This window comes from Priestia sp. 3CA3 (assembly GCF_056836725.1).
In genome coordinates, this window is the sequence record NZ_JBXENJ010000001.1 from 379598 (window position 1) to 405934 (window position 26337).

The 26337-nt window shown below is 38.1% G+C and carries 31 protein-coding genes; 27 read left to right on the forward strand and 4 right to left on the reverse strand.

The window, feature by feature from the left end; genetic code table 11:
• The first annotated feature begins 20 nt into the window (after nucleotides 1-20).
• The 17 genes from AC1VNJ_RS01935 to AC1VNJ_RS02015 all read left to right on the forward strand — a co-directional run bounded on the left by AC1VNJ_RS01935 (nucleotide 21) and on the right by AC1VNJ_RS02015 (nucleotide 17281).
• On the forward strand, nucleotides 21-1298 hold the full coding sequence (locus tag AC1VNJ_RS01935; RefSeq protein ID WP_033579689.1) for an MFS transporter: 1278 nt from the start codon (nucleotides 21-23) through the stop codon (nucleotides 1296-1298).
• A 161-nt stretch (nucleotides 1299-1459) separates the two neighbouring features.
• Entirely contained in the window at nucleotides 1460-3637 is a 2178-nt protein-coding gene (locus AC1VNJ_RS01940) for a peptidoglycan D,D-transpeptidase FtsI family protein (protein WP_033579690.1), read from the forward strand.
• A 126-nt stretch (nucleotides 3638-3763) separates the two neighbouring features.
• Nucleotides 3764-3895, forward strand: a complete 132-nt coding sequence (locus AC1VNJ_RS01945) for a hypothetical protein (protein WP_255219741.1) — start codon at nucleotides 3764-3766, stop codon at nucleotides 3893-3895.
• 388 nt (nucleotides 3896-4283) lie between these two features.
• On the forward strand, nucleotides 4284-5081 hold the full coding sequence (pstB, locus tag AC1VNJ_RS01950; RefSeq protein WP_370506071.1) for a phosphate ABC transporter ATP-binding protein PstB: 798 nt from the start codon (nucleotides 4284-4286) through the stop codon (nucleotides 5079-5081).
• 22 nt (nucleotides 5082-5103) lie between these two features.
• A complete protein-coding gene (gene phoU / locus AC1VNJ_RS01955) occupies nucleotides 5104-5763 on the forward strand; it encodes a phosphate signaling complex protein PhoU (protein ID WP_013059193.1) in 660 nt (219 codons plus the stop codon).
• A gap of 119 nt (nucleotides 5764-5882) precedes the next feature.
• Complete coding sequence (locus AC1VNJ_RS01960) at nucleotides 5883-6089, forward strand: hypothetical protein (RefSeq protein WP_176544770.1); 207 nt, start codon at nucleotides 5883-5885, stop codon at nucleotides 6087-6089.
• 67 nt (nucleotides 6090-6156) lie between these two features.
• A complete protein-coding gene (locus AC1VNJ_RS01965; RefSeq protein ID WP_482640272.1) occupies nucleotides 6157-6651 on the forward strand; it encodes a DUF4912 domain-containing protein in 495 nt (164 codons plus the stop codon).
• Nucleotides 6644-8962 carry a glycosyltransferase gene (locus AC1VNJ_RS01970; RefSeq protein WP_482640273.1) on the forward strand — a complete coding sequence of 773 codons (2319 nt, stop codon included), beginning with the start codon at nucleotides 6644-6646 and terminating at the stop codon, nucleotides 8960-8962. The genes AC1VNJ_RS01965 and AC1VNJ_RS01970 overlap by 8 nt, the downstream gene beginning before the upstream one ends.
• Complete coding sequence (locus tag AC1VNJ_RS01975) at nucleotides 8959-11238, forward strand: sugar phosphate nucleotidyltransferase (RefSeq protein WP_482640274.1); 2280 nt, start codon at nucleotides 8959-8961, stop codon at nucleotides 11236-11238. Before AC1VNJ_RS01970 ends, AC1VNJ_RS01975 begins: the two co-directional genes overlap by 4 nt.
• Nucleotides 11239-11476: 238 nt before the next feature.
• Nucleotides 11477-11626 (forward strand): 50S ribosomal protein L33, encoded by a 150-nt coding sequence (gene rpmG / locus AC1VNJ_RS01980; protein ID WP_013059189.1) that lies wholly within the window; start codon nucleotides 11477-11479, stop codon nucleotides 11624-11626.
• Nucleotides 11627-11674: 48 nt separating this feature from the next.
• Entirely contained in the window at nucleotides 11675-12241 is a 567-nt protein-coding gene (locus AC1VNJ_RS01985) for a 5-formyltetrahydrofolate cyclo-ligase (protein ID WP_482640275.1), read from the forward strand.
• Complete coding sequence (locus AC1VNJ_RS01990; protein ID WP_482640276.1) at nucleotides 12228-13025, forward strand: DUF92 domain-containing protein; 798 nt, start codon at nucleotides 12228-12230, stop codon at nucleotides 13023-13025. The genes AC1VNJ_RS01985 and AC1VNJ_RS01990 overlap by 14 nt, the downstream gene beginning before the upstream one ends.
• Nucleotides 13026-13076: 51 nt before the next feature.
• On the forward strand, nucleotides 13077-13253 hold the full coding sequence (locus AC1VNJ_RS01995) for a hypothetical protein (RefSeq protein WP_013059186.1): 177 nt from the start codon (nucleotides 13077-13079) through the stop codon (nucleotides 13251-13253).
• Between the two features lie 134 nt (nucleotides 13254-13387).
• Entirely contained in the window at nucleotides 13388-14908 is a 1521-nt protein-coding gene (locus tag AC1VNJ_RS02000; RefSeq protein WP_482640277.1) for a rhomboid family intramembrane serine protease, read from the forward strand.
• Nucleotides 14909-15089: 181 nt separating this feature from the next.
• A complete protein-coding gene (locus AC1VNJ_RS02005; protein WP_028411617.1) occupies nucleotides 15090-15296 on the forward strand; it encodes a YqgQ family protein in 207 nt (68 codons plus the stop codon).
• A 2-nt stretch (nucleotides 15297-15298) separates the two neighbouring features.
• Nucleotides 15299-16267: an ROK family glucokinase gene (locus AC1VNJ_RS02010; protein WP_013059183.1), complete on the forward strand. Its 969-nt coding sequence runs from the start codon at nucleotides 15299-15301 to the stop codon at nucleotides 16265-16267.
• 111 nt (nucleotides 16268-16378) lie between these two features.
• Nucleotides 16379-17281 carry a M14 family metallopeptidase gene (locus tag AC1VNJ_RS02015; RefSeq protein WP_028411615.1) on the forward strand — a complete coding sequence of 301 codons (903 nt, stop codon included), beginning with the start codon at nucleotides 16379-16381 and terminating at the stop codon, nucleotides 17279-17281.
• A 35-nt stretch (nucleotides 17282-17316) separates the two neighbouring features.
• On the opposite strand, the gene AC1VNJ_RS02020 is transcribed toward AC1VNJ_RS02015, so the two are convergent.
• Complete coding sequence (locus AC1VNJ_RS02020) at nucleotides 17317-17493, reverse strand: DUF2759 domain-containing protein (protein WP_028411614.1); 177 nt, start codon at nucleotides 17491-17493, stop codon at nucleotides 17317-17319.
• Between the two features lie 209 nt (nucleotides 17494-17702).
• Here AC1VNJ_RS02020 and AC1VNJ_RS02025 point away from each other — a divergent pair, with 209 nt between their 5' ends.
• The gene (locus AC1VNJ_RS02025; RefSeq protein ID WP_028411613.1) at nucleotides 17703-18335 is read left to right on the forward strand and encodes an MBL fold metallo-hydrolase; all 633 of its coding nucleotides are present in this window, start codon (nucleotides 17703-17705) and stop codon (nucleotides 18333-18335) included.
• Between the two features lie 37 nt (nucleotides 18336-18372).
• Here AC1VNJ_RS02025 and AC1VNJ_RS02030 read toward each other — a convergent pair whose 3' ends face one another.
• The gene (locus AC1VNJ_RS02030; RefSeq protein WP_013059179.1) at nucleotides 18373-18609 is read right to left on the reverse strand and encodes a DUF2626 domain-containing protein; all 237 of its coding nucleotides are present in this window, start codon (nucleotides 18607-18609) and stop codon (nucleotides 18373-18375) included.
• A 261-nt stretch (nucleotides 18610-18870) separates the two neighbouring features.
• On the opposite strand from AC1VNJ_RS02030, the gene AC1VNJ_RS02035 reads away from it, so the two are divergent.
• From AC1VNJ_RS02035 to AC1VNJ_RS02075, 9 genes are all read left to right on the forward strand, one after another.
• A complete protein-coding gene (locus AC1VNJ_RS02035) occupies nucleotides 18871-19254 on the forward strand; it encodes a Spx/MgsR family RNA polymerase-binding regulatory protein (RefSeq protein WP_028411612.1) in 384 nt (127 codons plus the stop codon).
• A 270-nt stretch (nucleotides 19255-19524) separates the two neighbouring features.
• Nucleotides 19525-20577 carry a competence type IV pilus ATPase ComGA gene (gene comGA, locus AC1VNJ_RS02040; RefSeq protein ID WP_311264976.1) on the forward strand — a complete coding sequence of 351 codons (1053 nt, stop codon included), beginning with the start codon at nucleotides 19525-19527 and terminating at the stop codon, nucleotides 20575-20577.
• The gene (comGB, locus tag AC1VNJ_RS02045) at nucleotides 20568-21614 is read left to right on the forward strand and encodes a competence type IV pilus assembly protein ComGB (RefSeq protein WP_033579696.1); all 1047 of its coding nucleotides are present in this window, start codon (nucleotides 20568-20570) and stop codon (nucleotides 21612-21614) included. Before comGA ends, comGB begins: the two co-directional genes overlap by 10 nt.
• 14 nt (nucleotides 21615-21628) lie before the next feature.
• Complete coding sequence (gene comGC / locus AC1VNJ_RS02050; RefSeq protein ID WP_016765560.1) at nucleotides 21629-21940, forward strand: competence type IV pilus major pilin ComGC; 312 nt, start codon at nucleotides 21629-21631, stop codon at nucleotides 21938-21940.
• A complete protein-coding gene (gene comGD, locus AC1VNJ_RS02055; protein ID WP_033579697.1) occupies nucleotides 21927-22364 on the forward strand; it encodes a competence type IV pilus minor pilin ComGD in 438 nt (145 codons plus the stop codon). Before comGC ends, comGD begins: the two co-directional genes overlap by 14 nt.
• A complete protein-coding gene (locus AC1VNJ_RS02060) occupies nucleotides 22348-22686 on the forward strand; it encodes a type II secretion system protein (protein WP_033579698.1) in 339 nt (112 codons plus the stop codon). The genes comGD and AC1VNJ_RS02060 overlap by 17 nt, the downstream gene beginning before the upstream one ends.
• Entirely contained in the window at nucleotides 22683-23120 is a 438-nt protein-coding gene (gene comGF / locus AC1VNJ_RS02065) for a competence type IV pilus minor pilin ComGF (protein WP_328152864.1), read from the forward strand. Before AC1VNJ_RS02060 ends, comGF begins: the two co-directional genes overlap by 4 nt.
• Nucleotides 23110-23484, forward strand: coding sequence for a competence type IV pilus minor pilin ComGG (gene comGG, locus AC1VNJ_RS02070; RefSeq protein WP_482640278.1), 375 nt, complete (start codon nucleotides 23110-23112; stop codon nucleotides 23482-23484). Before comGF ends, comGG begins: the two co-directional genes overlap by 11 nt.
• Nucleotides 23485-23527: 43 nt before the next feature.
• Nucleotides 23528-23713 (forward strand): YqzE family protein, encoded by a 186-nt coding sequence (locus AC1VNJ_RS02075; protein WP_013059170.1) that lies wholly within the window; start codon nucleotides 23528-23530, stop codon nucleotides 23711-23713.
• A 23-nt stretch (nucleotides 23714-23736) separates the two neighbouring features.
• On the opposite strand, the gene AC1VNJ_RS02080 is transcribed toward AC1VNJ_RS02075, so the two are convergent.
• Together AC1VNJ_RS02080 and AC1VNJ_RS02085 are read right to left on the reverse strand one after the other, a co-directional pair.
• The gene (locus AC1VNJ_RS02080; RefSeq protein WP_033579701.1) at nucleotides 23737-24561 is read right to left on the reverse strand and encodes a YqhG family protein; all 825 of its coding nucleotides are present in this window, start codon (nucleotides 24559-24561) and stop codon (nucleotides 23737-23739) included.
• Nucleotides 24548-26221 carry a DEAD/DEAH box helicase gene (locus tag AC1VNJ_RS02085; protein WP_033579702.1) on the reverse strand — a complete coding sequence of 558 codons (1674 nt, stop codon included), beginning with the start codon at nucleotides 26219-26221 and terminating at the stop codon, nucleotides 24548-24550. The genes AC1VNJ_RS02080 and AC1VNJ_RS02085 overlap by 14 nt, the downstream gene beginning before the upstream one ends.
• Nucleotides 26222-26337 lie beyond the last annotated feature (116 nt).

A 26337-nucleotide genomic window follows, 5' to 3' on the forward strand; every position in this document is an offset into this window, starting at 1 on the left:
GAGAAAAGGAGTTTTTTGATATGCCTTTATTAAAAAAAGTAGTTGGAGATGTAGAAGTTAGTAAAGATTTACTTTTGCTTTTAATTATAGGCGGTCTTTATGCCTTGGCTATTTCAATTTCCAATTCGTTTGTTAACATTTATCTGTGGAAACAATCAGGCGAATTTTCGGATCTCGCTATTTATAATTTAGCGGTAGTGGTGCTTCAGCCGCTTACGTTTATTTTAGCAGGTAAATGGGCCAAACGAATTGACCGGGTTGTGGTTTTAAGGTTAGGCGTATCTTTTTTAGCTGTTTTTTATATCGCTGTATTAGTCAGTGGAGCTAACGCAGCCGAGTATTTAGTATTGCTTGGTGGACTGCTGGGTATAGGATATGGCTTTTATTGGCTAGCTTTTAATGTGCTAACCTTTGAAATTACAGAACCTGATACAAGAGACTTTTTTAACGGATTTTTAGGGATCTTAAACTCTTTTGCAGGGATGATTGGTCCTTTAGGAGCGGGCTTTGTTATTTCCGCTTTGTATGAATCACTTGGGTATAAAATTGTGTTTGGTGTATCTCTGCTATTGTTTGTCGGTGCCGTTGTGCTTAGTTTTTTTATTACAAGACGCGCAGCTGAAGGAGTATACAAATTTAAAGAAGTGTGGGCTGAACGAAAAGTCAACAAAGACTGGAATCGAATATTACAGGCTCATTTCTTTCAAGGATTGCGTGAAGGTACGTTCATTTTTGTCGTATCCGTCATGGTATTTATTACGACGGGAAGTGAATTAGCTTTAGGAACTTATGGACTGGTGAATTCAGCGGTGGCGTTTGTAGGATACTATGTAGCCTCAAGATTTATTAAGCAAAAAAATCGCCTTCGATTTATTTTCACCGGGGGCCTCCTTCTCTATGGAGCAGTCTTTTTGCTTATCTTTAACTTATCGTATCCAAAGTTAATTATATATGCTGTTTGTATTGCCATTGCCTATCCTATTTTGTTGGTTCCATTCATTTCTCTAACGTACGATGTGATTGGACGAGCAAAGGACGTTGTTTCAAAAAGAATCGAATACATTGTTGTCAGAGAAGTATTTCTGAATATTGGGCGCGTTGTTTCCATATCTTTATTTTTAATAGCCGTACTATTTTTTGATGAAGCAAAAAGTATTCCCGTTTTATTAGCTATTGTTGGAGCAGGGCATACGATCATTTATTTTTGTGTAAGACATATCTCACAGCCTCTGCACAAAAAAGAAACGACTGTTACTCCTCCAGTATTAAATGAAGGAGACGGAGAGTCTCCAGCTTAGAGTATTATCAGCTCCTTCATTTGTACTATGGAAAATGCCTCGCTTTTCTTTTAGAATAAATACGTTGTGTAAATAGGCACCTGCCAGGTGTCTATTTATTTGCTAAATGTCTGATTTTATGGTGTTATGGTATATATGTTTTATAAAGTGTAGGTGTTGGTATGAAAAAGAAAAAAAGAAGAAAAAGTCATGTGCCTTTTCGTGTGAACTTACTTTTCTTGACCGTATTTGCCCTATTTTCCGTATTAATTTTGCGGTTGGGACTTGTTCAAATTGTGTACGGTGAGAATTACGAACGAGAAGTCGAAAAAACACAGGACGTTACAGTCAGTACGCCTGTTCCTCGAGGGAAAATGTACGATCGGTATAACCGCGTAATTGTAGATAATACCTCTTTAAATACGATTACATATACTCGTTTTCAAGGAAATACAGCTGAAGAAAGGCTGCGCATCGCTAAAAAGTTAGCCACTATGATCGATGTTCCTTACACCACAAATGTGATTGATATTCCAGAAAATAGAAAGAATAAAGATGCTAAAAACGTGGTAAAAATTACAGAACGCGACATGAAGGATTATTGGATTATGCTTCACCCTAAAGAAGCGGAGCAGAAAATTACGAAAGCTGATCGTAAAAAAGTTCAAGATGGTGAAATGACTGATGACGAACTGTATCAACGTCAGTTAGACCGCATTTCTAAAAAAGATTTAGAAAGTTTAAAGAGTGATTTAGAAGTTCTAGCTATTAAGCGCCAAATGGAGGCAGGTTATTCTAACACCCCGCAAATTGTTAAAAGCGGTGTGACAAATGAAGAGTATGCCGTTGTAAGTGAGCATTTAGATGAACTTCCGGGTGTTGATACAACAACGTATTGGGATCGCTCATACCCAGAAAACAGCACTCTCCGTACTTTGCTTGGAAATGTATCCTCTGCCAACGAGGGTCTGCCCAAAGATAAAGTACAGTATTACTTATCAAGAGGCTATAGTCGAAATGACCAAGTTGGGACGAGCTATTTAGAGAAGCAATACGAAGCTCAGCTCAGCGGTCAAAAAGAAAAAGTCCAGTATGTAACAGATGATAAAGGAAATCTCCTTGATACAATTCAAGTGTCGAAAGGCGAACGCGGCAGTGATTTAGTTTTAACTATTGATATGGAGCTTCAAAAAGCGGTAGAAAAACAAATTACGGACCAGCTTTTAGCCAAAAAGAAAATGAAAGGAACGCAGTTTTTAGACCGTGCTTTTGTGATTATGATGGATCCTCACACAGGAGAAATCTTAACAATGGCAGGTAAAAAATACACCATTGATAAGAAGACTGGGGTACCTAAAATAGAAGATTTTGCATTAGGGAATATTTCAACATCTTATACAATGGGCTCTGTTGTAAAAGGGGCAACGGTTCTAGCTGGCTTAGATTCAGGAGCTATTAAGCCAAACACAGTGTTCGTTGATGAACCGTTAAAAATTAAAGGAACACCAATTAAGAAATCAGCTGAGGCTGAGGGGTTAGGACCCTTAACGTATTCATCCGCGTTAAAATATTCATCCAACGTATTTATGTTTAAAACGGTAATGGCGATGGCTGGATTACAGTACCACAAGAACATGACTTTACCGATTAAACCTGACACATTCAGCGAACTGCGTTCGTACTACAGTCAGTTCGGCTTAGGCGTATCAACAGGCATAAACCTCGATAACGAATCAACAGGTGTACAAGGCGGAAGCAATGTTCCAGGTACAGCGCTTGATTTAGGAATTGGCCAGTATGATACGTACACGCCGCTGCAGCTTGTTCAATATACTTCTGCAATAGCTAATGGAGGGTATCGCATCAAGCCGCAGCTAGTAAAAGAAATCCGAAAGCCAACGATAAAAACCGATGAAATTGGCGGTACGCAGCATTCATTTGAACCTGATGTGTTAAATCGTATCACGATGAAAGAAGAATACATTAAAGATGTTCAAAATGGCTTTAAGCGGGTTACGCAGGAACAAGGCGGTACAGGGTACGCAGCTTTCCATACAGCGAACTATAATCCTGCTGGTAAATCTGGAACGGCACAAGCCTATGAGAAAAACCCAAGCGGAGGGGATCCGATTAAAGTTAATAACTCAAACTTTGTGGCCTTTGCTCCGGCAAATGATCCTGAAATTGCAGTAGCTGTCGTGGTACCATCGGCATTTGTGCCAAGTGCACCAAATACCATTACAAAAGAGCTTGCTCGTTCTGCGCTCGATACGTATTTTGATTTAAAGAAAAAAGGTGAACAAGAAGTAAAAGATCAAGAAGAGAATCAACAGGCTGTCATTGCAAACGACGCCAATTAAAGAGGCTGGGAAAAAGCATATTAGTTGAAGTAAGATCCGAACGACGTTGATTAAGAATTAACGCTGTTCGGATTTTTTTATTGAGAGGGTGAACGTAGATTTCATGTAAGTAGGTGCTTTAAGCGGTTGATTGGAGGGCAGGGCGAAGACTTCTGCCGGAAAAGCGGAAGAAGTGAGACCCCGCAGGAGCGGAAGCGACAACGAGGCTCACCGGCCGCCTGCTTGCACGGAAATCAACAGTGGTGTCAGAAGAAGTGATTCGTACTGGCTTATTTATCTAATTTACTTATCTTTATATCAAATTAATTTAGTTATGTCTCAACCTCTTCTTTTTTGTTAGAAATCTTTACATATATGGTTTTTTATTGAATTTAAGGGTCGTAAGAACTAGTTTTTTACCTAAAAAACACGCAGATAGGCCTTCATTTACAAAAGCTTTACATTGAGTTAAAACACAATTAATAGTCGGCTATTATTCTGTAAGTGTAAGGATTAATAGAAATGATCAAAATAAGGGGAAGCGTTCGGCTTCTCGTATGTATTTACACTAATAGTAAACAATAGATATTAAATAGACATAGAGAGACTTTTATTGTGCTCAAAACGGTTAAAGACGATGAAGGAGGATTATCCAATGGCAATAACAATGGAATTGACTAACAAAGAAAAAGTAAATACTCCGCAAACAAAAGAAATTGTATATAAAACAAAAGGTTTGAATTTATGGTATGGCAACACACATGCCTTAAAAAATATTGATTTAGACATTCATGCTAACGAAGTTACCGCGATCATCGGTCCATCGGGCTGCGGAAAATCAACATATATTAAAACGTTAAATCGTATGGTAGAAATGACGCCAATTGTCCGTACATCAGGTGAAATTGAGTATAGAGGAAAAAATATTTTTGATAAATCGTACCATGTGGAAGAGCTGCGCACGCAAGTAGGAATGGTTTTCCAAAAACCAAATCCGTTCCCAAAATCTATTTATGATAATATCGCGTACGGTCCAAGAATTCATGGCGTTCGCAACAAGAAAAAACTAGATGAAATTGTTGAAAAAAGTTTACGAGGAGCAGCTATTTGGGACGAAGTTAAAGATCGTTTGAATCAAAATGCGAATGGGTTGTCAGGTGGACAACAGCAGCGTATCTGTATTGCGCGCTGCTTGGCTATTGAACCCGACGTTATTTTAATGGATGAGCCTACTTCTGCACTCGATCCAATTTCGACATTAAAAGTAGAAGAGTTAGTACAAGAATTAAAGAAAGACTTCAGCATTATTATTGTTACACATAATATGCAGCAAGCGGCACGTATTTCAGATAAAACAGCATTTTTCTTAAATGGAGAAGTGGTAGAGTACGCAGAAACAGATAAAATCTTCTCAATGCCATCTGATAAACGCACAGAAGATTATATTACAGGTCGTTTCGGTTAAGACATACAAGGAGATGGGATGAGTGGTTGTACGCGAAAAGTTTCATGGTGATTTAAAGATATTACGTGAAAAATTATTAGAAATAGGGCGCTTAACGCATGAGGCGTTATCAAAATCAATTGAAGCGTTGCAAACAAGTAACGTTGAGCTGGCGCTAGAAATTATCGACGGTGATTCATACGTGGATGACTTAGAAGAAGAAATTAATGACCTAGCTATCCTACTGATTGCAAAGCAGCAGCCCGTGGCTATTGATTTAAGACGTATTATTGTGGCAATTAAAATTGCTTCGGATGTTGAGCGTATGGCAGACTTTGCCGTTAATGTAGCAAAATCAGCTATACGAATTGGAAACGAAGAATTAATTAAGCCGTTAGAACATGTAAAGAAAATGCACGATATTTCGATTGAAATGCTGAGCCTTTCGTTAAAAGCTTATCACGAAGAAGATCTTGTGTTGGCTAAAAAAGTAGCGGAAATGGACGATCAAGTGGATGAGCTTTACGGAATAACAATTAAAGAACTTTTAAGTCTTGCTAAAGAAAAGCAGGAGGCTATGAACCAAATTACACAGCTTTTATTTGTAGCCCGTTATTTAGAGCGTATGGCTGATCATACCACTAACGTAGCAGAAAGCGTATTTTACCTTGTAAAAGGCAAACGCTACGATTTAAATGAATAGTGGAAAAAGAGGCTGGGACAAAAGTGTTTTAGTTGAAGGAAGATCCGAACGATGAATCGTTCGGATTTTTTTCATTGTATCGAGAAACGTAGGTTTAATGTAGCTGCTTCTAGCAGTTAATGAGAGGGAAGGGCAAAGACTCCTGCAGGAAAAGCGGAAGCGACGAGGAGGCTCATCGCCGCCCTCGGAAAGCGACATTTTGCACGGAAATCAACAGCGGTGTAACAAACGATTCATACGGGCCCATGCATCCAATTTGCTGGCCTGGATTTTTTAACACAAATCGACAAATTGCGTTTATTGTGGCAACTTTTTCTGAATGGTAAGATGTTAATAAGTTTATACGGCATTTATATGTAGAAAAAACAATCTAAGAAACGAAGTGATAAAACAGTGGCTCCTAATCTTATTCAAAACTTAAATGTGTGTATAGCTACTCAGCTTGACTCATCTCGTATTTATGTTCACTGGTCGTTTTCAGAGCATATTCGAGAAATGGTAGAAAGTATGTTTTCGACACGATGGGAAGAATTGAATCTAGCTATGTGTACGTATGATATAACAGGCCTTCATTTTAACGGCCATGAATCAAACCGCTATTATATGAAGGGTCTTACTCCTAAGCAAGCCTTCATATTTATGAATAGCTTGGAAAGTGAGCGCACGTATGTAATAGATATTGGTATTCAAGATAAAGAAGGAAGTTTTTTTTCCCTTCTTCGTTCGAATCCGGTTTATTTGATGAAAGAACAGCATGAACAAGTGAATGTAACGTCGTTGAGCTGGATGTACGAACCTGTAAAAGTTCACCAGGGTGTTCAAAATGAATTTAGCACATATTCCTTATATTCAAATGACTTGGAGCAGGTGAAGAAGCAATATGAATAGTGATGACTGTATTCTTTTAACTTATATGCATTATCCGTTGCTACATGTACTTCAAGCAAAGAGTGAGTATCCGCTGTTTGAACAAGTAACGAACGAATTCATCCCTTTTTTAGATCAAATTGAGTCTGAAAAATTGATAGGTGCAACAGCTGTGATGTCTTGTGTATTTTTGAACGTATTAAACGACGAGGAGTTTAATACTCGTTACGCTCAGTATTTACACCAGTTTTCAAGCCGGCAGCATCAGAGAGCACTCACTTTTTTAAAAAAGTGGGACGGGAGCTTGTTCTCAGCCTGCAAATATTTCTTTCAGCATGACATGCTGGAATGTATTCCTACTACCGTAACGAACGCGTTCGTTTCCATCCTTAAAACAGAACAAACATTAAATCTCCAAATTACAGAAGCAATACGTGTTTTTCAACAGTTTTTTGAAAAAAAGCCCGTCGGTTTTTTTATACAGCAAGGAGAGTATACTCATCAAGTAGATATGCTCCTGAAATCTCATGAAATGCGCTACACCTTTGTGAAGTCATCAACAGATGAACTAAAAAAGTCCCCTGCTGGTATTATCTTGTTTCCATATCCTAAGCAAGGAAAACAAGTTGAGGAAGGAACAATGAATAAAGCGAGCGCTGTTTTGGATTTGAAAGCGAAGGACACGCTTGGCTTTCAGCGAATGCAAGCAGCAAGCGGTACATTTCAATATCCTTTAGATTACGCGAGGGATATACAGTTTCATCAAAACGAAACTCTTGCACTCTACGGTGCAACAAAAAGCGCCGAATTTGTCAATGAGAACAATCAATTGTTTATTTCAACCGTACAGAAGTCAGAGGCGATGCTAGGTGTGATCGATTTTAAACATCCTAGCGTGGTGAATGCCATCTACCGACAGTGGCTCCTTTTAAGTAGCAGCGATTGGCTTTATACTTTTGAAAAAGTCAGAGGTGAATACGAAAGGCAAATAAAGCTGTTTGATTTTCTCTGTCACGAAGAGAATCCAAGGATGGATAGTGAAAACAGTTTTCTTTCAGGAAGTTCTTTTTTATACCCTGTAAAAGAGATAGAGCCGTCGGCTTTATCAGTAAATCAATATAAAGGCGGTCTCTCCATTTTAATGCTTGCATGGGAATTCCCTCCTCTAGTTATCGGAGGACTTGCACGACATGTATTTGATTTATCCAGAGCGTTAGCTAGAGCGGGTCATCACGTTAGTGTATTAACGACGTATGTAGAGGGGCTGCCGGAATATGAACGTTTATACGGTGTTCACGTTTACAGAGTTAAAAGCCTGCAGCCTCATCATCCGGATTTTTTGACATGGGTAAACAGTTTGAACGTGGCTATGGCTCTTAGAGGACTGGAGTTAGGCTACAAGCTGTCTTTTGACGTTATTCATGCTCATGACTGGCTTGTTGCATCCGCAGCAAAATGTTTAGCAGATAAAACGGATAGGCCGCTAATTACGACCATTCATGCGACAGAACATGGGCGCAATAATGGTATTCATAATGACATGCAGCAGAAAATTCACTTGCAAGAAGAGGAGCTGATTCGACAATCAAGCTCAATCATTGTCTGCAGCGACTATATGAAGAAAGAATTAATCACTTTATTTCACGTAGAACAGGATAAAATTGCTATATTTCCAAATGGAATTGACAAGCAGCTGGTAGTCGACGCAGTAAATGAACGGTTAAAAGAAAGTTTACAAAAGAAATATAATTTTAGAAAGGCCCCTATTATTTTTTCAATTGGACGAATTGTATATGAAAAAGGATTTCAGCTATTTATTGAAGCAGCGGAACTATTTAAGAAAAAACAAATAGATGTTCAATTTGTTGTGGCGGGAAAAGGGCCTTTACTTCATGAATTTCGAACACAGGTAAGTGAAAAGCAACTAGACAAATACGTGTATTTTATTGGATACATTACCGATAACGAACGAAATCAACTTCTTCAAGCTTGCAAAATGGTTGTTTTTCCAAGTCTATATGAACCTTTTGGAATTGTGGCTTTAGAGGGGATGGTAGCCAAGAAGCCAACCATCGTTGCCGATACAGGAGGTCTAAGCGATATTGTTTCACATTTCGACACGGGCCTGACGTTTGCCAGAGGAGATACGCTCGAATTAATCAACTGTATTGAATTTTTGTTAAAAAATGAAAAAATAGCTGCGAAAATCAGCGAAAATGGGTATAGAAAAGCAACAACGATGTTTAGCTGGGAGAAAATCGCTATCGATACAAGTAAGCTGTTTCAACATCACATTTGCCAGGATAAAAAAAGGAGGGAGGCAAAAAATTGAAAGCCATTATACTTGCTGGCGGTAAAGGAACAAGACTGCAGCCCTTGACCTACACGATTCCAAAGCCTATGCTGCCGCTTTACGATAAACCTGTGATGGAATATAGCATTGAACTGCTTAAGAAACATGGAATTACAGAGATTGGGATTACGCTGCAGTATAGGCATGAACAAATTATTGAATACTTTGGGGATGGCTCTCAGTGGGGAGTGACGCTTACTTATTTTATCGAAAAAGAGCCTCTTGGAACAGCGGGCGGAATTAAGCGAGCAGAGGCCTTTATTGAGGAAGACTGTATTATTATTAGTGGAGATGCCTTAACAGAAATTAATCTTCAAGACGTTATTCATTTTCATTATGAACAAAAAAGCGAAATGACCATTGTTACAAAAGAAGTAAACGACGTGCGGGGTTATGGAGTGGTGACGATAGATGAAGGGAATCGAGTCACGGGATTTGTAGAGAAACCCACCTACGAACAGGCCAATAGCCGATTGATTAATACGGGAGTGTATGTGATCAAAAAATCCGTTCTTGATTACGTGAATTCTTATGGTCCTACAGATTTTAGCTTTGACATTATCCCGCTTCTTTTGGAATATAATCATACTGTGTGCAGTTTTGTAACAGAGGACTATTGGATTGATATTGGGCAAATCCACCATTATCGTCAAGCACACTATGATTTGTGGAGCAAGTGGTTTGGCGATAGACAGGAAAGTATTGTCTCAGATGACGCGCTTATAGAAGAAGGGGTGACTGTTTACGATCCGGTTTACGTAGGAGAAAATGTGGTGATTAGAAAAGGTGCTTCAATTGGTCCTTACACGATTATCGGAACCAATAGTATCATAGAAGCACATGCTGCAATCGATAAAACGATTTTGCTTCAAAACGTAACGGTGGGGGCAGAATCGTTTTTATACAACGCTACGATAGGTCCGTATGTAAATGTTCAAGCAATGACTACGTATGTCCAAGATACAGTAGCTGAAAATCAAGTGCTACCTCACCTTTCTGTAAAACCAGATGTTTCTATCTTCAAAAACGGTCGCCTGTATGTACATTCATCTGTTGATCGAGAAAGACTATACAATGCGTTATTACTTGTATGCAAACATCAAGGATCGTTCTGTCTAGCAAGCGATGATGAAGGAGAAGCCACTCAACTTCGCAAAGAATGCTTTTCTTTTTTACGGAGTAATCATTCAGCTGTGTATGATATTAAAAAAGAAGCTCTTCCGGTATTTCGATATTACATGATGACTTCACAAGCGAGCATTGGTATTTATATTGGTGTGGATAGCAAAAACAGCGGTCTGTTTTTAGAAATATATGATAATAAAGGACAATTAGTTAATCAGCTTATTGAAAAAAAGATTGAGCGGATGTATCTTCAAGCTAAAAAAGCAAACATAACGACTTCTGTTTCACTTAAAGAAACAAGCATAGGAAATATCAGGGAAGAATATTGTGATGCTTTAGTAAAATCAATTAATCAGCATGTTTTATTAGAAGACAGTACGCGGATTGGTGTGATTTGTTCACCGTTTATACAGGAAGTTGTCGAATTATTATGTAAGCGTCTTCGTATCCATGTGTTATTTTTAAACAAGTGGGAGAAAACAGAAGAAACCAAACGAATAATTAAACGAAATAAGCTGTCTTTTTGTATTCAGATTAAAGAAGATGGAGAAACATTTGCTCTATATGATGAAAAAGGCTGCAGCGTAAATGACTCAGAAATTATGTCGCTTTATATTTATAGCGTATACATGACAAAAAAAGTAGCATTCGTTCCTATTCCTATACACTATTCATCCACACTAGAAACATTTGCTCAATCTCTCAATCAATCATTTATGAGGACAAAAGCAAAAAAACGTGATTTGCTTAGTCTTTTGGGACCCGTTCAATTTCAGTTGGATGCCATGTACGCTTTATGTCAGCTGATCGAATTAATTATGGTGCAACAGCGGAAAATTTCTGAAATGATTCAATATGTCCCGCACGCTTATATGAACTGGCGGTATATTTCGTGTCCGCTAGAAATTCAAGAACAAGTGATGAAGAAACTATTAGAAGAAGCAATCGGTAAACAAGTGTATGTCATTGATGGCTTGAAAATTTATCATGATCCTCATGAATGGACGCTTATTTTGCCCGATGGTCACTTGCCTGTATTAAATATTTATTCCGAGGCGTTAAACACTCAGACTGCCAAGAAGCTGTCGGCATATTTTGTAGAAAAAATACAAGAGTATCAAAGAGTGTAAATAATGGATTTTATTTAAAAGAAAGGAAGTGCGCCTCTCGTAAAAAGAGTTCCGCTTATTTCAAGAAACTTCATATATAAGGCGCAGCAGAGAAGGAACTCAGGGCTCTAAGAGGAAAGAAAAAGTGAAGAAATGAAATTAAATGACTTTCTTCAAAAAAACAGACTGGCATTTCCTTTCGAAAAATGATATTATATTAAAGTCTGATTTATGTTTATAATGTTTGGAGGGAAAATAGATGCGCGTAAACGTTACATTAGCTTGCACTGAAACTGGTGACCGTAATTACATTACAACTAAAAACAAGCGTAATAACCCAGATCGTCTTGAGTTAAAAAAATACAGCCCAAGACTTAAAAAAGTTACACTTCATCGTGAAACAAAGTAAGCAGTAGGAGTACAATCCTGCTGTTTTTTTTTATAGGGGGGAATTAAAATGAAATCTCATCTGCGCAAAGAGATGAAGCGCGTTCTTAATTTAATTTCTGAAGAGCAGCACGAGGCACATTCAACGAGCATAGCAAATGCACTGTATGAAACTTGTTTATGGAAAGAGGCTAGAGTCATTGCAGCTACGGTTTCAAGAAATAAAGAAGTTAATACGAAAGCCATCATTGAACGGGCTTGGAAAGATGGAAAGAAAGTAGCTGTTCCAAAATGCAACCCCACAACATCTCAAATGATTTTCTACGAGATTACGAATTTTTCACAGCTTGAAACAGTGTACTACGGGTTAGCCGAACCAATTGTTGAAGAAACGGTTCCCATTTCAAAATCTTCAATTGATTTACTCCTTGTGCCTGGCGTGGTATATAGCAAGAATGGATATCGTATCGGCTATGGAGGCGGCTATTACGATCGTTATTTAACAGATTATACCGGACAGAAGCTAAGCCTTGCGTTTGATTGTCAAGTCGTTTCAGAGGTTCCATATGAATCTCATGATATTCCCGTTGAATATATTTTGACAGAGAAGGAGCTTATTTGCTGTGAATCCGTTTGATGCTGTCATGATAATCGTGATATTACTCATGGCAGGAGCGGGCTACATAGCAAAAGCACTGACAGTATCGGGAGCCTGCATGTCTTTCATCGTAGGAGCGAGCGTTTATATCGGTTTTTCGCTTCAAGGTTTTTTACTCTTACTCTTATTTTTTAGCACTTCTACGTTGTGTAGTAAGTATAAAAAAGAAAAAAAACGCGCATTAGAAGAAAAGCTAGAGAAGCACGACAGGCGAGATTACATTCAAGTCCTTGCTAATGGAGGTGTAGCTGCTGCTTGCGGTTTGTTATATGCTGCAACAGCTTTGCCTGTTTACATGTGGATGTTTATGATTAGTATCTCAGCTGCTAATGCTGACACATGGGCATCTGAAATAGGGTCTCTTAGTAAGAAGCCGCCGTTTTACATTTGGACGTTAAAGAGAGTAGAAGCGGGTACTTCAGGAGCCGTTTCACTTTTAGGTACAGCAGCCGGAGCAGCCGGAGCTTTTCTTATTGCTGCCGCTTGTTATTTTGCTTTTCCATCCATATCGCTGAGTAGTATATTGCTAGTTGGGTGCTTTGGTTTTATTGGAAACGCTATAGACACTCTTCTTGGAGCAAGTGTGCAAGTTCGCTTTCGCTGTCAAAGCTGCGGTATTGAAACGGAACGGAAAGATCATTGCGGCAAGCCAACCGTAAAAGAAAAAGGAATAACGTTCTTTAACAATGATGTTGTGAATCTTGCCGCTATTTTGCTTGCTGCTTTTACAGGCGGAATCCTTATCCTGCTTTTACCTATATAAGAGCATAAAATGTTCGTCATAGGAGCAAAGTAAACGTAAGGAGGCTTGAAAATGAGACATATTGTATTAGTACTTACGCTTTTAGTTGTTGGAACGCTGGGCTACCAAATGAGATACCGTGTTTTAAATTCGCTGTTTGGAAATTCATTTATTCGCAGTCTAGCTGTTCGTTCATTTTTTAATTTGCCGTTTGTTCGGGATCGTTTAATGAAGCAGGTCTTCCGCTAAGAGCGAAAGATACATAAAAAACACCTTACAGACATGTAAGGTGTTTTTTCGTAGAAAAAGAAAAAGGGAAAATCGTTGCTTTTTTCCTGGCTTTCTGCCATCTTTACATATAGAGAGTGTGAGGAGGTGACTATTTGTCTAGGCAAGATTTTTATTATTTGCAGGTGGCACAGCAATTGCTTGGCCATTCTTCATATGAGCTGATTTCGATGAAAGCTGATGCTTCTGAGCTATGGTTTCAATCGTCGCATCGTAAAGATAAGTCAATTGTCCGCATAGTTCGCCGGAATTTTAAATCAGCCGTTGAGCAGCAAAAAGATGTATTGTACGCATTACAAAGAGCTGAGAATGTGCGAAAGCAGAGAGGTAAATCAACGCTTACTCTTAACACGATTTACTTTGCTGATTTTGATCCTTTTTATACAGAGCAGTCCTTAGAAAGCGCGCCGAGTCCCTCTAAAGTGAATAGTTACGTTGAACAACTAACGGCAGAGAAAGCAAGCGCTTATGAACCTTTATTCGAACGGCTAGGTCTTACATTAGAAAGCGCAGACAATTTCTCTTCCGAAGAAGAAGCACAGCGAATAGAGCAGTGGAAACATAAAATTGTGCTTTTTGTACAGAAAAAACAAAGCGAAGAACAGCAAATAGCTGGATACGGGAAGCCTATTTTTACATATATATTTTTAGCGCTGCAAATCTTAATGTTTCTATTTCTGGAGTGGAAGAGCAGTACACAAAATACGCTCACTCTGATTCAATACGGAGCTAAATACAACCCCTTAATTATGGAAGGCGAATGGTGGCGTTTTTTTACACCTATAATTTTGCATATAGGACTTCTGCATTTGCTTATGAATAGTGTAGCCCTGTATTATTTAGGAACGCTTGTAGAGAGGATATATGGCAGCGGGCGTTTTGTCTTTATTTATATATTTGCCGGGTTTGCAGGATCTCTAGGAAGTTTTATATGGAATACGTCTATTTCCGCAGGAGCCTCAGGGGCTATTTTCGGTTGCTTTGGAGCTTTACTGTTTATAGCAAGAACAAATCCACGCTTCTTTTTTCGAACAATGGGGTCGAGTTTCATTGTCATTATTGTAATTAACTTGATTTTTGGATTTGTTGCGCCGAACGTCGATAATGCAGGGCATATTGGCGGTTTGGTTGGCGGATTTTTAGCTGCGAGTATCGTCAGTTTACCCAAACAAAAAAAGCTGTATATTCAGATTCCGGCTTTCATTTGCACGCTTTTATTAGTAGGAAGTCTGCTTTTTTATGGATATCATGAGCGTTCTGTTTATCAAGATGAGCCATATGCACTCAGCGTAGCGGCTACGTATCTTCAGCAGAAGCAGTATGAAGAAGCAAAAGACGCCATCAAGCTTTTTATTGAAAAAGGGACAAGCAATAGTGACATATATTTTATCAGTGCTAGCGCAGAATTTTATCTTGAAAATTATAAAGAAGCTAAACAGCAATTGAATCAGGCTGTAAAGTATGATTCAACTTTTCATGAGGCGTATTACAATTTAGCTTTGGTGAATATAAAACTGAATGATATTACAGCGGCCACACAAAATATCGACAAAGCAATTGCGCTTGAACCACAAAGTAAAAAATATGAAAAGCTGAAGCGACAGCTAGAAAATTAAAACTGTTGAATGACGAATTTAATATTTTATACTTTACTATTGTGAGAACGTTTACTAGAATATTAATATGTAGACCTAGCAGTGGGCGTTAAATACGGCCGCTGTTTATGACTGAATGACTGTTGAGTTATCTCAAAATAAATGAATCATATCACCTAGAAAATAGGATAAAGGTGACAGAATGAATACGTTATATGATGTACAACAATTATTAAAGTCCTTCGGCATTTTTATATACGTAGGCGATCGTACTGCTGATTTAGAGCTGATGGAAGCGGAAGTAAAAGAATTATATCAGTCTAATTTGATTGATGTACGTGATTACCAAATGGCAATTCTTTTGCTTCGTCGAGAGTTAAAACAACAAAAAGAGAAAAAGGATGAATGAACATGGATGACAAATGGTTAGTTGGAGTTGATTTAGGCGGTACAACAATAAAAATGGCCTTTATTAATCATTATGGAGAAATCATTCACAAGTGGGAAATTAATACGGATGTGAGCGAGCAAGGCCGTAAAATTCCAACAGATATTGCAAAAGCAATTGATAAAAAGTTAAACGATCTTGGAGAAGTAAAGTCAAGATTGGTAGGAATTGGTATTGGTGCACCGGGGCCTGTCAACTTTGCAAACGGTTCGATTGAAGTAGCTGTCAATTTAGGTTGGGAAAAATTCCCTATCAAAGATATCTTGGAAGTAGAAACTTCTCTTCCTGTTGTAGTAGACAATGATGCAAACATTGCAGCCATTGGGGAAATGTGGAAAGGTGCTGGAGACGGAGCAAAAGATTTGCTGTGCGTTACGCTTGGCACAGGTGTTGGCGGCGGTGTCATTGCCAACGGTGAAATTGTACAAGGCGTAAATGGAGCAGCTGGTGAGATTGGCCACATCACATCTATTCCTGAAGGCGGTGCACCGTGTAACTGCGGCAAAACCGGCTGTTTGGAAACAATTGCTTCAGCAACTGGGATTGTACGTTTAACGATGGAAGAGTTAACGGAAACGGACAAACCAAGTGAGCTTCGCACAGTGTTAGAACAAAACGGACAAGTTACATCTAAAGATGTATTTGATGCAGCTCGTTCAAAAGACGAGTTAGCTATGCATGTTGTAGATAAAGTTGCCTTTCATTTAGGCCTAGCACTAGCAAACTCTGCTAATGCATTAAACCCTGAGAAAATCGTTCTAGGTGGCGGTGTGTCTCGTGCAGGCGAGGTATTACTTGCACCGGTAAGAGATTATTTCAAACGTTTTGCATTTCCTCGCGTAGCGCAAGGTGCTGAACTAGCAATCGCTACTTTAGGAAACGATGCGGGAATTATTGGAGGAGCTTGGTTAGTTAAATCTTATTTTGAATAATAAGCATGAATCTAACTGAGATAAAAAAGCGCTTTGACTAAATGTCAAAGCGCTTTTTTATCATGCATCTTTTCAATCTTTACATATACATAGTGTAAAGGAGTGAAGATTATGCGAATTATAGATATCCAAAAGCCTTACGATTACAAGCGAACCATAAAAGACATACAAACACTTTTGACTTATTATCCCTATGGTTCTCTTGAATGGATAGGGTGCAGCGTGCTTGGAAAGCCGATTCCTCATATTTTAATTGGAAACGGAAAGAGAAAGGTTCATATCAATGCGTCGTTTCATGCTAATGAATGGATTACGACAAATGTTCTTCTACAGTTTATGGAAGATTATTTAGCTGCTCTTCATTATGATCAGGCGTTGAACGGGCAAGATTCAAGAGCTCTTTTTAATCAAATTACGCTTTCTGCAGTTCCAATTGTTAACCCAGACGGAGTAGATCTGGTCTTAAAAGGTCCTGGTGTAGGCGAACCTTATGCGTCTTTTCTTTCTAAAATAGGGAGAGATTTTCCAGATTTTCAAAGCTGGAAAGCAAATATCCGAGGGGTGGACTTAAACAATCAGTTTCCGGCTTATTGGGAAATCGAAAAAAAGCGTAAAGAACCTAAAGCGCCGCATTATCGAGATTTTCCAGGCTATGAATCTCTCTCTGAACCTGAAGCTCAGGCAATGGTAAAACTCGTTGAGCGTCATGATTTTGATTGTGTGATTGCTTTACATACCCAAGGAGAAGAATTTTATTGGGGGTATATGAATGAAGAGCCTGAGGAAGCAGAGGAAATAGCAAGCTATTTTGAAAGGGTAAGCGGTTATAAAGCTGTCAAAACGATTGATAGTCACGCGGGATTTAAGGATTGGTTTATTTTAGAAAAGAAAAAGCTGGGGTTCACCCTAGAATTGGGAAAAGGGATTAATCCGCTGCCTTTATCTCAAATATCGCGCGTATATAATCCGACTAAAGCTATTTTAGTTGCGGCAATGGATTATCTGTCTATTTAAAAAGCCACGCAAAGCATATGCTTTGCATGGCTTTTTTAATGATGTACCGCCGGATAGCCGTGATGTATGATGGTCATCACGGTAAACCATCCGAATACACCGAATGTTAGTACCGAAAAACCAATGCCTAATATGTTTTTATTTCTCAAAGATGAAATAGCTGCAAATACGCCTAGCAATGTTGTTAGTGCAAAAATAATCATAAGACCCACTCGAAGAAACCTCCTTTAGGTAACTTAAAATTAAAGCGCTATCATTAGCTTATCCCTTCAATTGTAAAACTTTTCTAACCGTTTGTCGAGATGAAAACCAATCTTTCTTTTGCTTCTTTGGCTTAGAAAGGTCCTTACTTTCATTTATAAGATGATGTGTGTATGATAATGCATATAACGGAAATAAATTTACACAAGGAGGACACATTATGAACTATCATCGTATACCGCTAGGACCTATTCAAACGAATTGTTATGTCGTTGCTAACGAAAAAAAAGAATGTTTAATTTTTGATCCGGGAGCTCAGGGAAAACAGCTCGTTGAATTTCTCGAAAAACAAACGTATAAACCATTAGCTATTTTGCTGACACACGCTCATTTCGATCACATTGGAGGAGTAGATGAGGTGATGAATCACTACTCTATCCCGCTTTATGTACATAAAAACGAAAAAGAATGGCTCCATAATAGTGACTTAAACGGGTCGAAATTTTTTGACCTAGGAGAAATTACAGCTCCAGATGCAACCGATATTATTTCATCAGAAGGCAATTTAACAATCGGTTCATTCCAATTTGAGGTGTATGAAACGCCTGGTCATTCTCCTGGCAGCGTTTCATATTATTTCAAACCGGGTAACTTTGTAGTATCTGGTGACGCGCTTTTTGCAGGCGGCATCGGGCGCACAGATTTACCTGGAGGTAATCAAGCTCAGCTGTTAGAAAGCATCGAATCGAAATTGCTGTCCCTTCCAGAAGATACGCTTGTACTAAGCGGTCACGGACCTGAAACAACTGTGGGACACGAAATGGATCAAAATCCTTTTCTAAATGGGTTTTAAGAATACAAAAAGCGATGGAAGCCCATCGCTTTTCTCTTTACTGTCCTGGTGTCATCATAAAAGTTGACCAGTACGTGAACCCCACAAAAAAGACGGTCAAATATGCTCCAAAAACGTAAATGTACATTCTTTCAGACAGCTTTAAATAACTAAGAATTACAAAAAAGCCTGTTTGAGCTAAAAAGAGTAAAGAAGTCTTATGCATGTGACCGAGGTAAAACATTACAGTGAAAATTGCTGTCCAGAACCCCATTACACGGTACATTCGTTCCACGTCCATTTCCTCCTTTATCAAACTTAGTTAGTGTCATGATGAATGTCATCGCTGTGTAAGCACTAGAAAGCACTTATGAAACTATATCGATACTTTTCCATTATAATACATCCTTTCTTTCCTGAAAACGCTATCTTTTCCTTGAAATACGACAGAAGAAAAAAAGTTATACAAAACGTATGCAAAATACTATACAAAGGTTATACAAAACGTGTACAATGTATATAAACAATCTATAACTAAAAAACGGGAGGGTTTCATATGGAAGAAATTAAATTTTATACGTACCCGAGCTGTACATCATGTCGTAAAACGAAAAAGTGGCTAGTGAAGGAAGATGTAAATTTTAAAGAGCGTCATTTATTTAGAGAAACACCTACTCATAAAGAAATGCTTGAACTTCTTTCTATGACAACAGAAGGGATGGATGAACTTCTTGCTAAAAGAAGTCAGGAATATAAAAAGTTAAATGTTGATGTGGACAGCATGACGTTATCACAAGTAGTTAATCTATTAATTGAACATCCTCGTTTGCTTCGCCGCCCCATTTTAACGGATGGCAAAAAGCTTGTAGTAGGTTATAACGAATCTGCACTTAAAAATTTGGTCAAGAAAAAAACAAGTCTTGCGTCTCTAGTTGTGTAAGTATACATGATGAAGAAGCTCAATTCAGTAAATAACGAATAAAACGACAGCGTAGAGTTTTACATCACGTTGTCTTTTTTTTATGTAATCGTTTAGAGGTGTACAGAAGTTGTACATCGTGTACAAGGACTGAAGCGAAGAAAAGAAGCGTATACGAAAAAAATTATAAAAAATGAAAAAAGAAGGAGGGAAATCTCGAAAAAGGTCGAAATTACTGTTTCTAGGTGTTTTAAGAATCATCTTCATTACAAATAAAGGAGTGATGATCGTTTGACCGAAATTGAACAGTTTGCTACTTACGTTATACGAGATGCATGTGAGTGTCGAAGTTCTGATGTGCATATTGTGCCCCGAAAGAAAGATGCTGTGATTCAGCTGCGAATTGACCAGGAGCTTATTTTAAAGAGGGTTATTTCAAAGGAAATGTCTGAACGGCTCATTTCGCATTTTAAATTTTTAGGGGGAATGGATATTGGGGAGCGCAGAAAACCTCAAAATGGTGCATTGACCACTTCCGTTGATCACTATCAAGTAAATTTGCGTTTATCAACTCTTCCTACTTCTCATGATGAAAGTCTTGTTATTCGGCTTTTGCCTCATCAACAATCTACCTCTCTCAAACATTTATCTCTTTTTCCTGAACATACTAAAAAGCTTATTTCTCTCTTGAAATTCTCTCATGGATTAATTATTTTTACCGGTCCTACAGGATCAGGTAAAACCACTACTCTATATACTCTTTTACACGAAGTAAAGCACCTTTTTAATCGAAATGTTATTACACTAGAAGATCCTATTGAAAAACCGAGTGAAACCGTGCTTCAAGTGCAGGTAAATGAACGCGCAGGGATTACGTATACGACTGGTTTAAAAGCTATATTGCGCCATGATCCAGACATTATCATGGTGGGAGAAATAAGAGATAGTGAGACCGCCAAAATTGCTGTGAGAGCAGCGCTTACCGGACACTTGGTTTTGACAACGATGCATACTAAAGATACAAAAGGATCTTTGTACAGGCTGCTTGAGTTTGGCGTTAGCTTTCAAGAAATGGAGCAGACTCTTGTAGCAGTAGCTGCACAGCGTCTTGTAGAAATTCGCTGTCCGCTGTGTTCGGGAAAATGCCACCCTGCTTGTAAAAAAATGAGGAAGCATCGTCAGTCCAGCATATACGAATTGCTTTATGGCAAGGAGCTTGGCGCAGTGATGAGAGAAGTGAAAGGAGAAAATGCGGATTATGATTATAAGACGCTCCGAGATGTTATTCTAAAAGGAATTGCGCTAGGCTATTTATATCCGCATTCGCTAGACGGATGGGGGTAAAGACAAATAGACAAAAAAGGTGGTCTCTCGCTCAGCAAGCAAAAATTCTTAAGCAGGTCTCCAAGCTCTTAGAAAAAGGCTACACTCTTTCTCAAGCTCTTTCATTTTTGACGTTTCAAGTATCTAACAAAGAAAAAACGGATATTGAAAAATGTCTTGAGCAGTTAAAACGAGGAGAATCTTTGCACGATGCTTTTGTTAAACTTCAGTTTCACCGTGATATTTTAAGCTATTTATATTTTGCGGAACAGCATGGAAACCTTCAATTTGCTTTAAAAGAAAGTAGCTCAATGATTGAAGAAAAAGTAAGGCATCGTAAAAAATTTCAAAAGCTTGTTCAATATCCCGTATTGCTGCTTCTGTTTATTCTTTCCATTTTATTTGTTTTAAGTACGGTTTTACTTCCGCAGTTTGAAGCTCTGTACTTATCCTTTGGAAACAAGCAGTCTTCGTTTATCCTCTTATTTATGCAGGCGATGTCGTTCTTTCCTTTTGTGTTACCTGCAGTCATCAGTATGCCAATCATCCTTTATTTGTTTTATGTGATTTACATTAAAAAATTGCCTCCCGTAGTTCAAATGCAGCTTTTTATGAGAGTTCCCGTTATCCGAACGTTCACACGGCTATTTAACTCCTACTTTTTTTCTGTTCATATGAGCAATTTATTAAACGGTGGTTTATCTATTTATGAATGTTTTGCTCTTTTTCAAAAGCAGGAGCATCATCCGTTCTTTCAAGTGGAAGCTTTTGCTTTTACAGATCAACTTTCCTCAGGAATGCGATTAGATCATATCGTTTCAGCTAAATCTCATTATGAAAAAGACTTGGCTCACGTTATTGTGCATGGCCAGCAGAACGGTGAGCTTTCTCAAGAGCTGTATGATTACAGTCTATTTATGATGGAAAGAATGGAACAATTTATTTTTCGTATTTTAAAATATGTACAGCCGCTTACATTTTTGTTCATCGGAATGGTCATTCTGCTTATGTATATGTCCGTTATGCTTCCGATGTTAGAAGTGATGTCGAGCTTGTAGAAGGGTGAAAGAATATGATTCTAAAAGGTAATAAAGGGTTTACCCTTATTGAAATGTTAATCGTTATGCTCGTTATTACCGTGCTTTTGCTCATTATGATTCCAAATGTATTAAAGCATAATACGGTTATTAACAATAAAGGCTGCTCAGCTCTTGTCAAAACCGTAGAGGCTGAGGTACAAGTATATGAGCTTGAAAACGGCGAAAAACCAAGTCTAGAAGAGCTTGAAGCAGGAGGCTACTTAAAAGAAGGCACCGTGTGTCCAAATGGTCAAGCTATTCAAATTGACGGTACCGGAAAGGTTACGGCTAGTGGTTCTTCTTAAGCAAAGAGGATTTACCCTCATTGAGATGCTGATGGTTTTATTTATTGTGCAAGTGATGATGTTTTCCATTATCGTAACCATTCGGCCGCTTGTGGAATATTACAAAATCACATTATTCTTGCGACAGCTGCAAAGCGACACGTTTTATGTGCAGCAGACAGCCATGAACCGAGAATCTCCAATTAAAATTAACTTCGCACCGAAGGGAACAGAATATATTGTTTCTGATTCTCGTGCCGTTCTTTATAAGCGCGCCTATGATTCCACCATTCATATCACGTTTGGAAGCGGCAATTCCACGATACAATACAACAAAAACGGCAATATTTCTCAAGCAAAGACCATTTTTATCAGCAGTCAAAAGTTTAAATACAAAGTTACTTTTCAAATAGGTAGAGGGCGTTTTTATGTGGACAAGATGTAAGGGTCAGCAGGGCTATACCTTGTTAGAAATGCTTGTTTCATTTAGCATGCTTTTACTCCTAACCGGTACAATTATTCCTTTGTATGTTCAGATGAAGGAAGAAGAAAAGAAGCAATATGTTTCGTATCAAGCTGATGCTATCTTGCACGAAGAGCTATTGAAATATAAATATGAAACAGGATATAAACGGCGAGAAAAAATCGTAAAAGAAAACGTTGTGTTTTATCTGAAGTGGAACGGAGAAAGTGCTCAAAAGCTTTGTGTAGAATGGACAGATTCGGCTGATAAAATGAAAAAGAAGTGTGATGTGATGTTGAAGTGAAAAGTGAAAAAGGCTTTACGCTTGTAGAGATGTTAGTCAGTTTTGCTCTTTTTTTGATCATTGTTTCATTTTTCCCCATTATCATTCCGCTAGCTAAGCAAACATATAATCCAGACTTTAGTATGAATGAAATGGAGTGGGAAATTTTTGTGAATCAACTTGCTATGGAATATCGAGAAGCAAAAGAAGTGAGAATTCATGCGACTACGCTTACGTTGAAAATGGAAAATAATCAGATCATCACTTATGAACGATACGAAGACAAGATAAGAAGACGAGTGGATGAAAGCGGTCATGAAGTTGTGCTGCAGCATATTAAGAATATCATGTATGAACAGCAAAAAGAAAGGCTGCTGATTCGTTCAACAGACGGTGTTAACAAAGTTAGAGAAGAAACCATTACGACGTTTTTGATGCTTGCTTATGAAAGATAATGAGCAAGGGTTTATTCTCCCGGTTGTGTTGGCATTTTGTGCGCTTTTTCTTCTGTTAGTAGCTCAGCAAACTACTTATTTTGTGACGAAAAGTTCATTTTATCAAGAAGTAGAGCAGAAAAATCGTCTGCAGCATCTTTTAGAAAACGCGGTTGTACATGTAAAAAAAGAAATAAAAGAACATAATAAATCTCCATCTGCACCCTTAGTGTTAGAAACGGGTACGGTTTCATACGACGTAGTAAGTGAAGATGAACAGATGATTATCCTAAAAATAAAGTGTCAAACACTGCAAGGAAGAGCATTGACAGAAACCGCATATATTCAAAAAAAGGACCAGCACATTGTGAAGTGGACGGATTAAGTCTCTTTCTCTCCGGATATAATAGTGCTGAGGAGATGATTATATGAAAACGAATGATTATGTAAAATATATGACTCAGCAATTTGTACAATATATGGATCAGCCAAAAGAAGAGAGGAAAACGAAAAAGATTCAAAAAAAAGAAGAGCGAGCACCTTTTGCGAACAGATGGTTTGGAATGATTCCGCTGTCGTTTATGCTGTGGTACCGAAAGAAAAAAGAAAGATGAGCATATCATATGCTCATCTTTTTTTAACCGGCTTGTGTTTTATTAAATTGACGTGACATCGTTTCTGGCGATATGTAAAATAAGCCACCGTTTATAAACTTAAATAAGATCGTCGGCTCGTATAGCTCTTGAAGCGCTGTTTTTTCGGTCATATATATTTCTGGCAGCTCTTCTGCTGTTTCGTAAAAATGATCAAGAAGCGCTAAGTCTTCGTACCATCTTTCCTGCGCTTTTTCTGCCCATTCAGTCGGTTGAGTTTTAACGTAGTCAGTCACGTATGATGTGAGTCGTGCAATCGCACTTTTCGGCTTAATAAAAGGTGAAAGAGTAAAGCAATAGTCCGAGATTTTAGATGATAAATTTTGATTAATGATTGATTCATGAAATGATTCAACGATTTGTCCGTTAATTAAATTAATGCCAAGCGACAAGAGCTCATCCTTTTTACGGTCGCATTTGTATGAGACTTTAATATTTAACGCAAGCCAAGGGTGTAAAGGCTGATTTGTTGGCTGAGCTGATGAAACTTGTTCATACAGATGAATAAACCCGCCTAGCTTTTGAGTAGAAGCGAAAATTTGATGCAGCCTAGGTGAGCCAAAATGAATTCGTTCTCCTTGAACAGAATCGTCTTCAAACGCGGGATCTGTAATGAAAGTGAGTGAAGCAGGATTTGCTTCTCCGCCTGTCTTTTCAACATAATGCCAATAAAATGGACGATTCATCAACTCTTTGTCAAGTTCGATTGTTAATTGAACCTTTAGATAAGATGGTGTTTCTGTGACAATAGAACAATTATTAGCTAGAAAGTAACGCTTTAAAAATTGATGAATATCAGTTTGCTGCATGCTGATCCTCCTCGCTGTCTTCGTATTGAATAATAGACGTCAAGTTCTCCATTTTGATTTTTATTTCTCCTTCACTCCGTGAATGAAATAAAATATCTTGAATATGCTCTTCGATATTTTTTAAATCAAGCTTTGTTAAAATATCATCTAACTCTCCAACAACTCGTTCAAAAAGGTTTATTTTTTCGTATAACAATTTTAAAATATGTTCTTCGACCGTATGTTGAATCGCTAAATTGTAAATGTGAACATCATGCTTTTGACCTAAACGATGTACCCTTCCAATTCGCTGTTCTAGACGCATTGGATTCCACGGTAGATCATAGTTAATAATATGATGACAAAACTGAAGGTTGATTCCTTCTCCGCCCGCTTCAGTGGCAATAAATACTTGCGCGTGGCTTTCAAAAAGCTGCTTCATCCAGTCTTTTTTACCTCGCTTAAATCCTCCTCTAAACGGTACAGAGGTAATTCCATGCTGTTTTAAATACCACTGTAAGTACAGTTGAGTTGCTCTGTACTCAGTGAAAATAATAACTTTGTCATCAATTTTTTGAACGAGCTCCAGAACTTTTTCTGCTTTTGCATTTTGCGGCACTTGCTGAAGTAGTTGCATTAATGGAGTAATCATATGTTCCGTTAATGCGCTGTTTTGATCTTCCTGACGTTCCAGCATGTTTTTTAATGTCATATACACCGCTTCACGGCTGCTGCAGGCCTCTCGCTGCAGGGTTAAAATTGAAAAAGCACTTGAAGGGTGCAGTCCGTTTCCTTTAAAAGACGTAATCGCATCGTATAGCTCGCGTTCTTTCGGTGAAAATTCAACAGGAATGGTTTGAACAATTCGCTTCGTCCATTCGATACCAGTATCATGGCGGCGATTTCGAATCATAACTTTGTTAACAAGCTCTTTTAAGTGCTCATCGTTTTGCAAAGAGCGTTTTTTAGCAGAAAATAATTCTTCGAAATAGTCTTTATTGCCGAGATGGCCAGGCTTTAAAAGAGAGACTAAGTTGAAAATTTCTTCAATTCGATTTTGAATCGGTGTTGCGGTTAGCAACAGACAAAATTTCTTTTTCAGGCTTTGAACAAATTCATAGTTTTTTGTTTTGTTGTTTTTAAGTTTATGAGCTTCATCAATGATGATGAGGTCGTAGTCTTGTTCTAGCACAATTTCTCGATGAGGGGAACGTTTTGCTGTATCAATTGAAGATACAACGATGTCACACTGATCCCACACATATGATTTTCTTTGAGGGACCGCGGGAATATAAAATTTTTGATTCAATTCCATAGCCCACTGTGAAACAAGCGAAGCTGGAACTAAAATGAGAACTTTTTTAACAAGCCCGCGAATCATATATTCCTTCAAAATTAACCCTGCTTCAATCGTTTTCCCTAGTCCTACTTCATCTGCTAAAATGGCTTTCCCATTCATTGTTTCGACTACTTGTTTGGCTACTTCGAGCTGATGAGGAAGCGGCGTTAAATCGGCTAAATGTTTTGGGCTTTGTAGCCCTTCAAATTCTGAGATAAGCGTTTGGTCTTCTATTTCATAGGCAAGTTTATACAAATCCCATGCAGACCAAGGGCCGTCTTGCTCCAATTTAGTTGAGAAGGCTGCTTCCCATGTTTCATCGATGTTTAATTTCACTTTCATGATAAAAATGCTCCTTTGTAAAAAATTTTTATTGAACAAATGATAAGAATCAGGTAGGATAAAAATATATTTAGAAAATTTGAAAAAGAAAATAGATTAGCACTTTACAAATGATT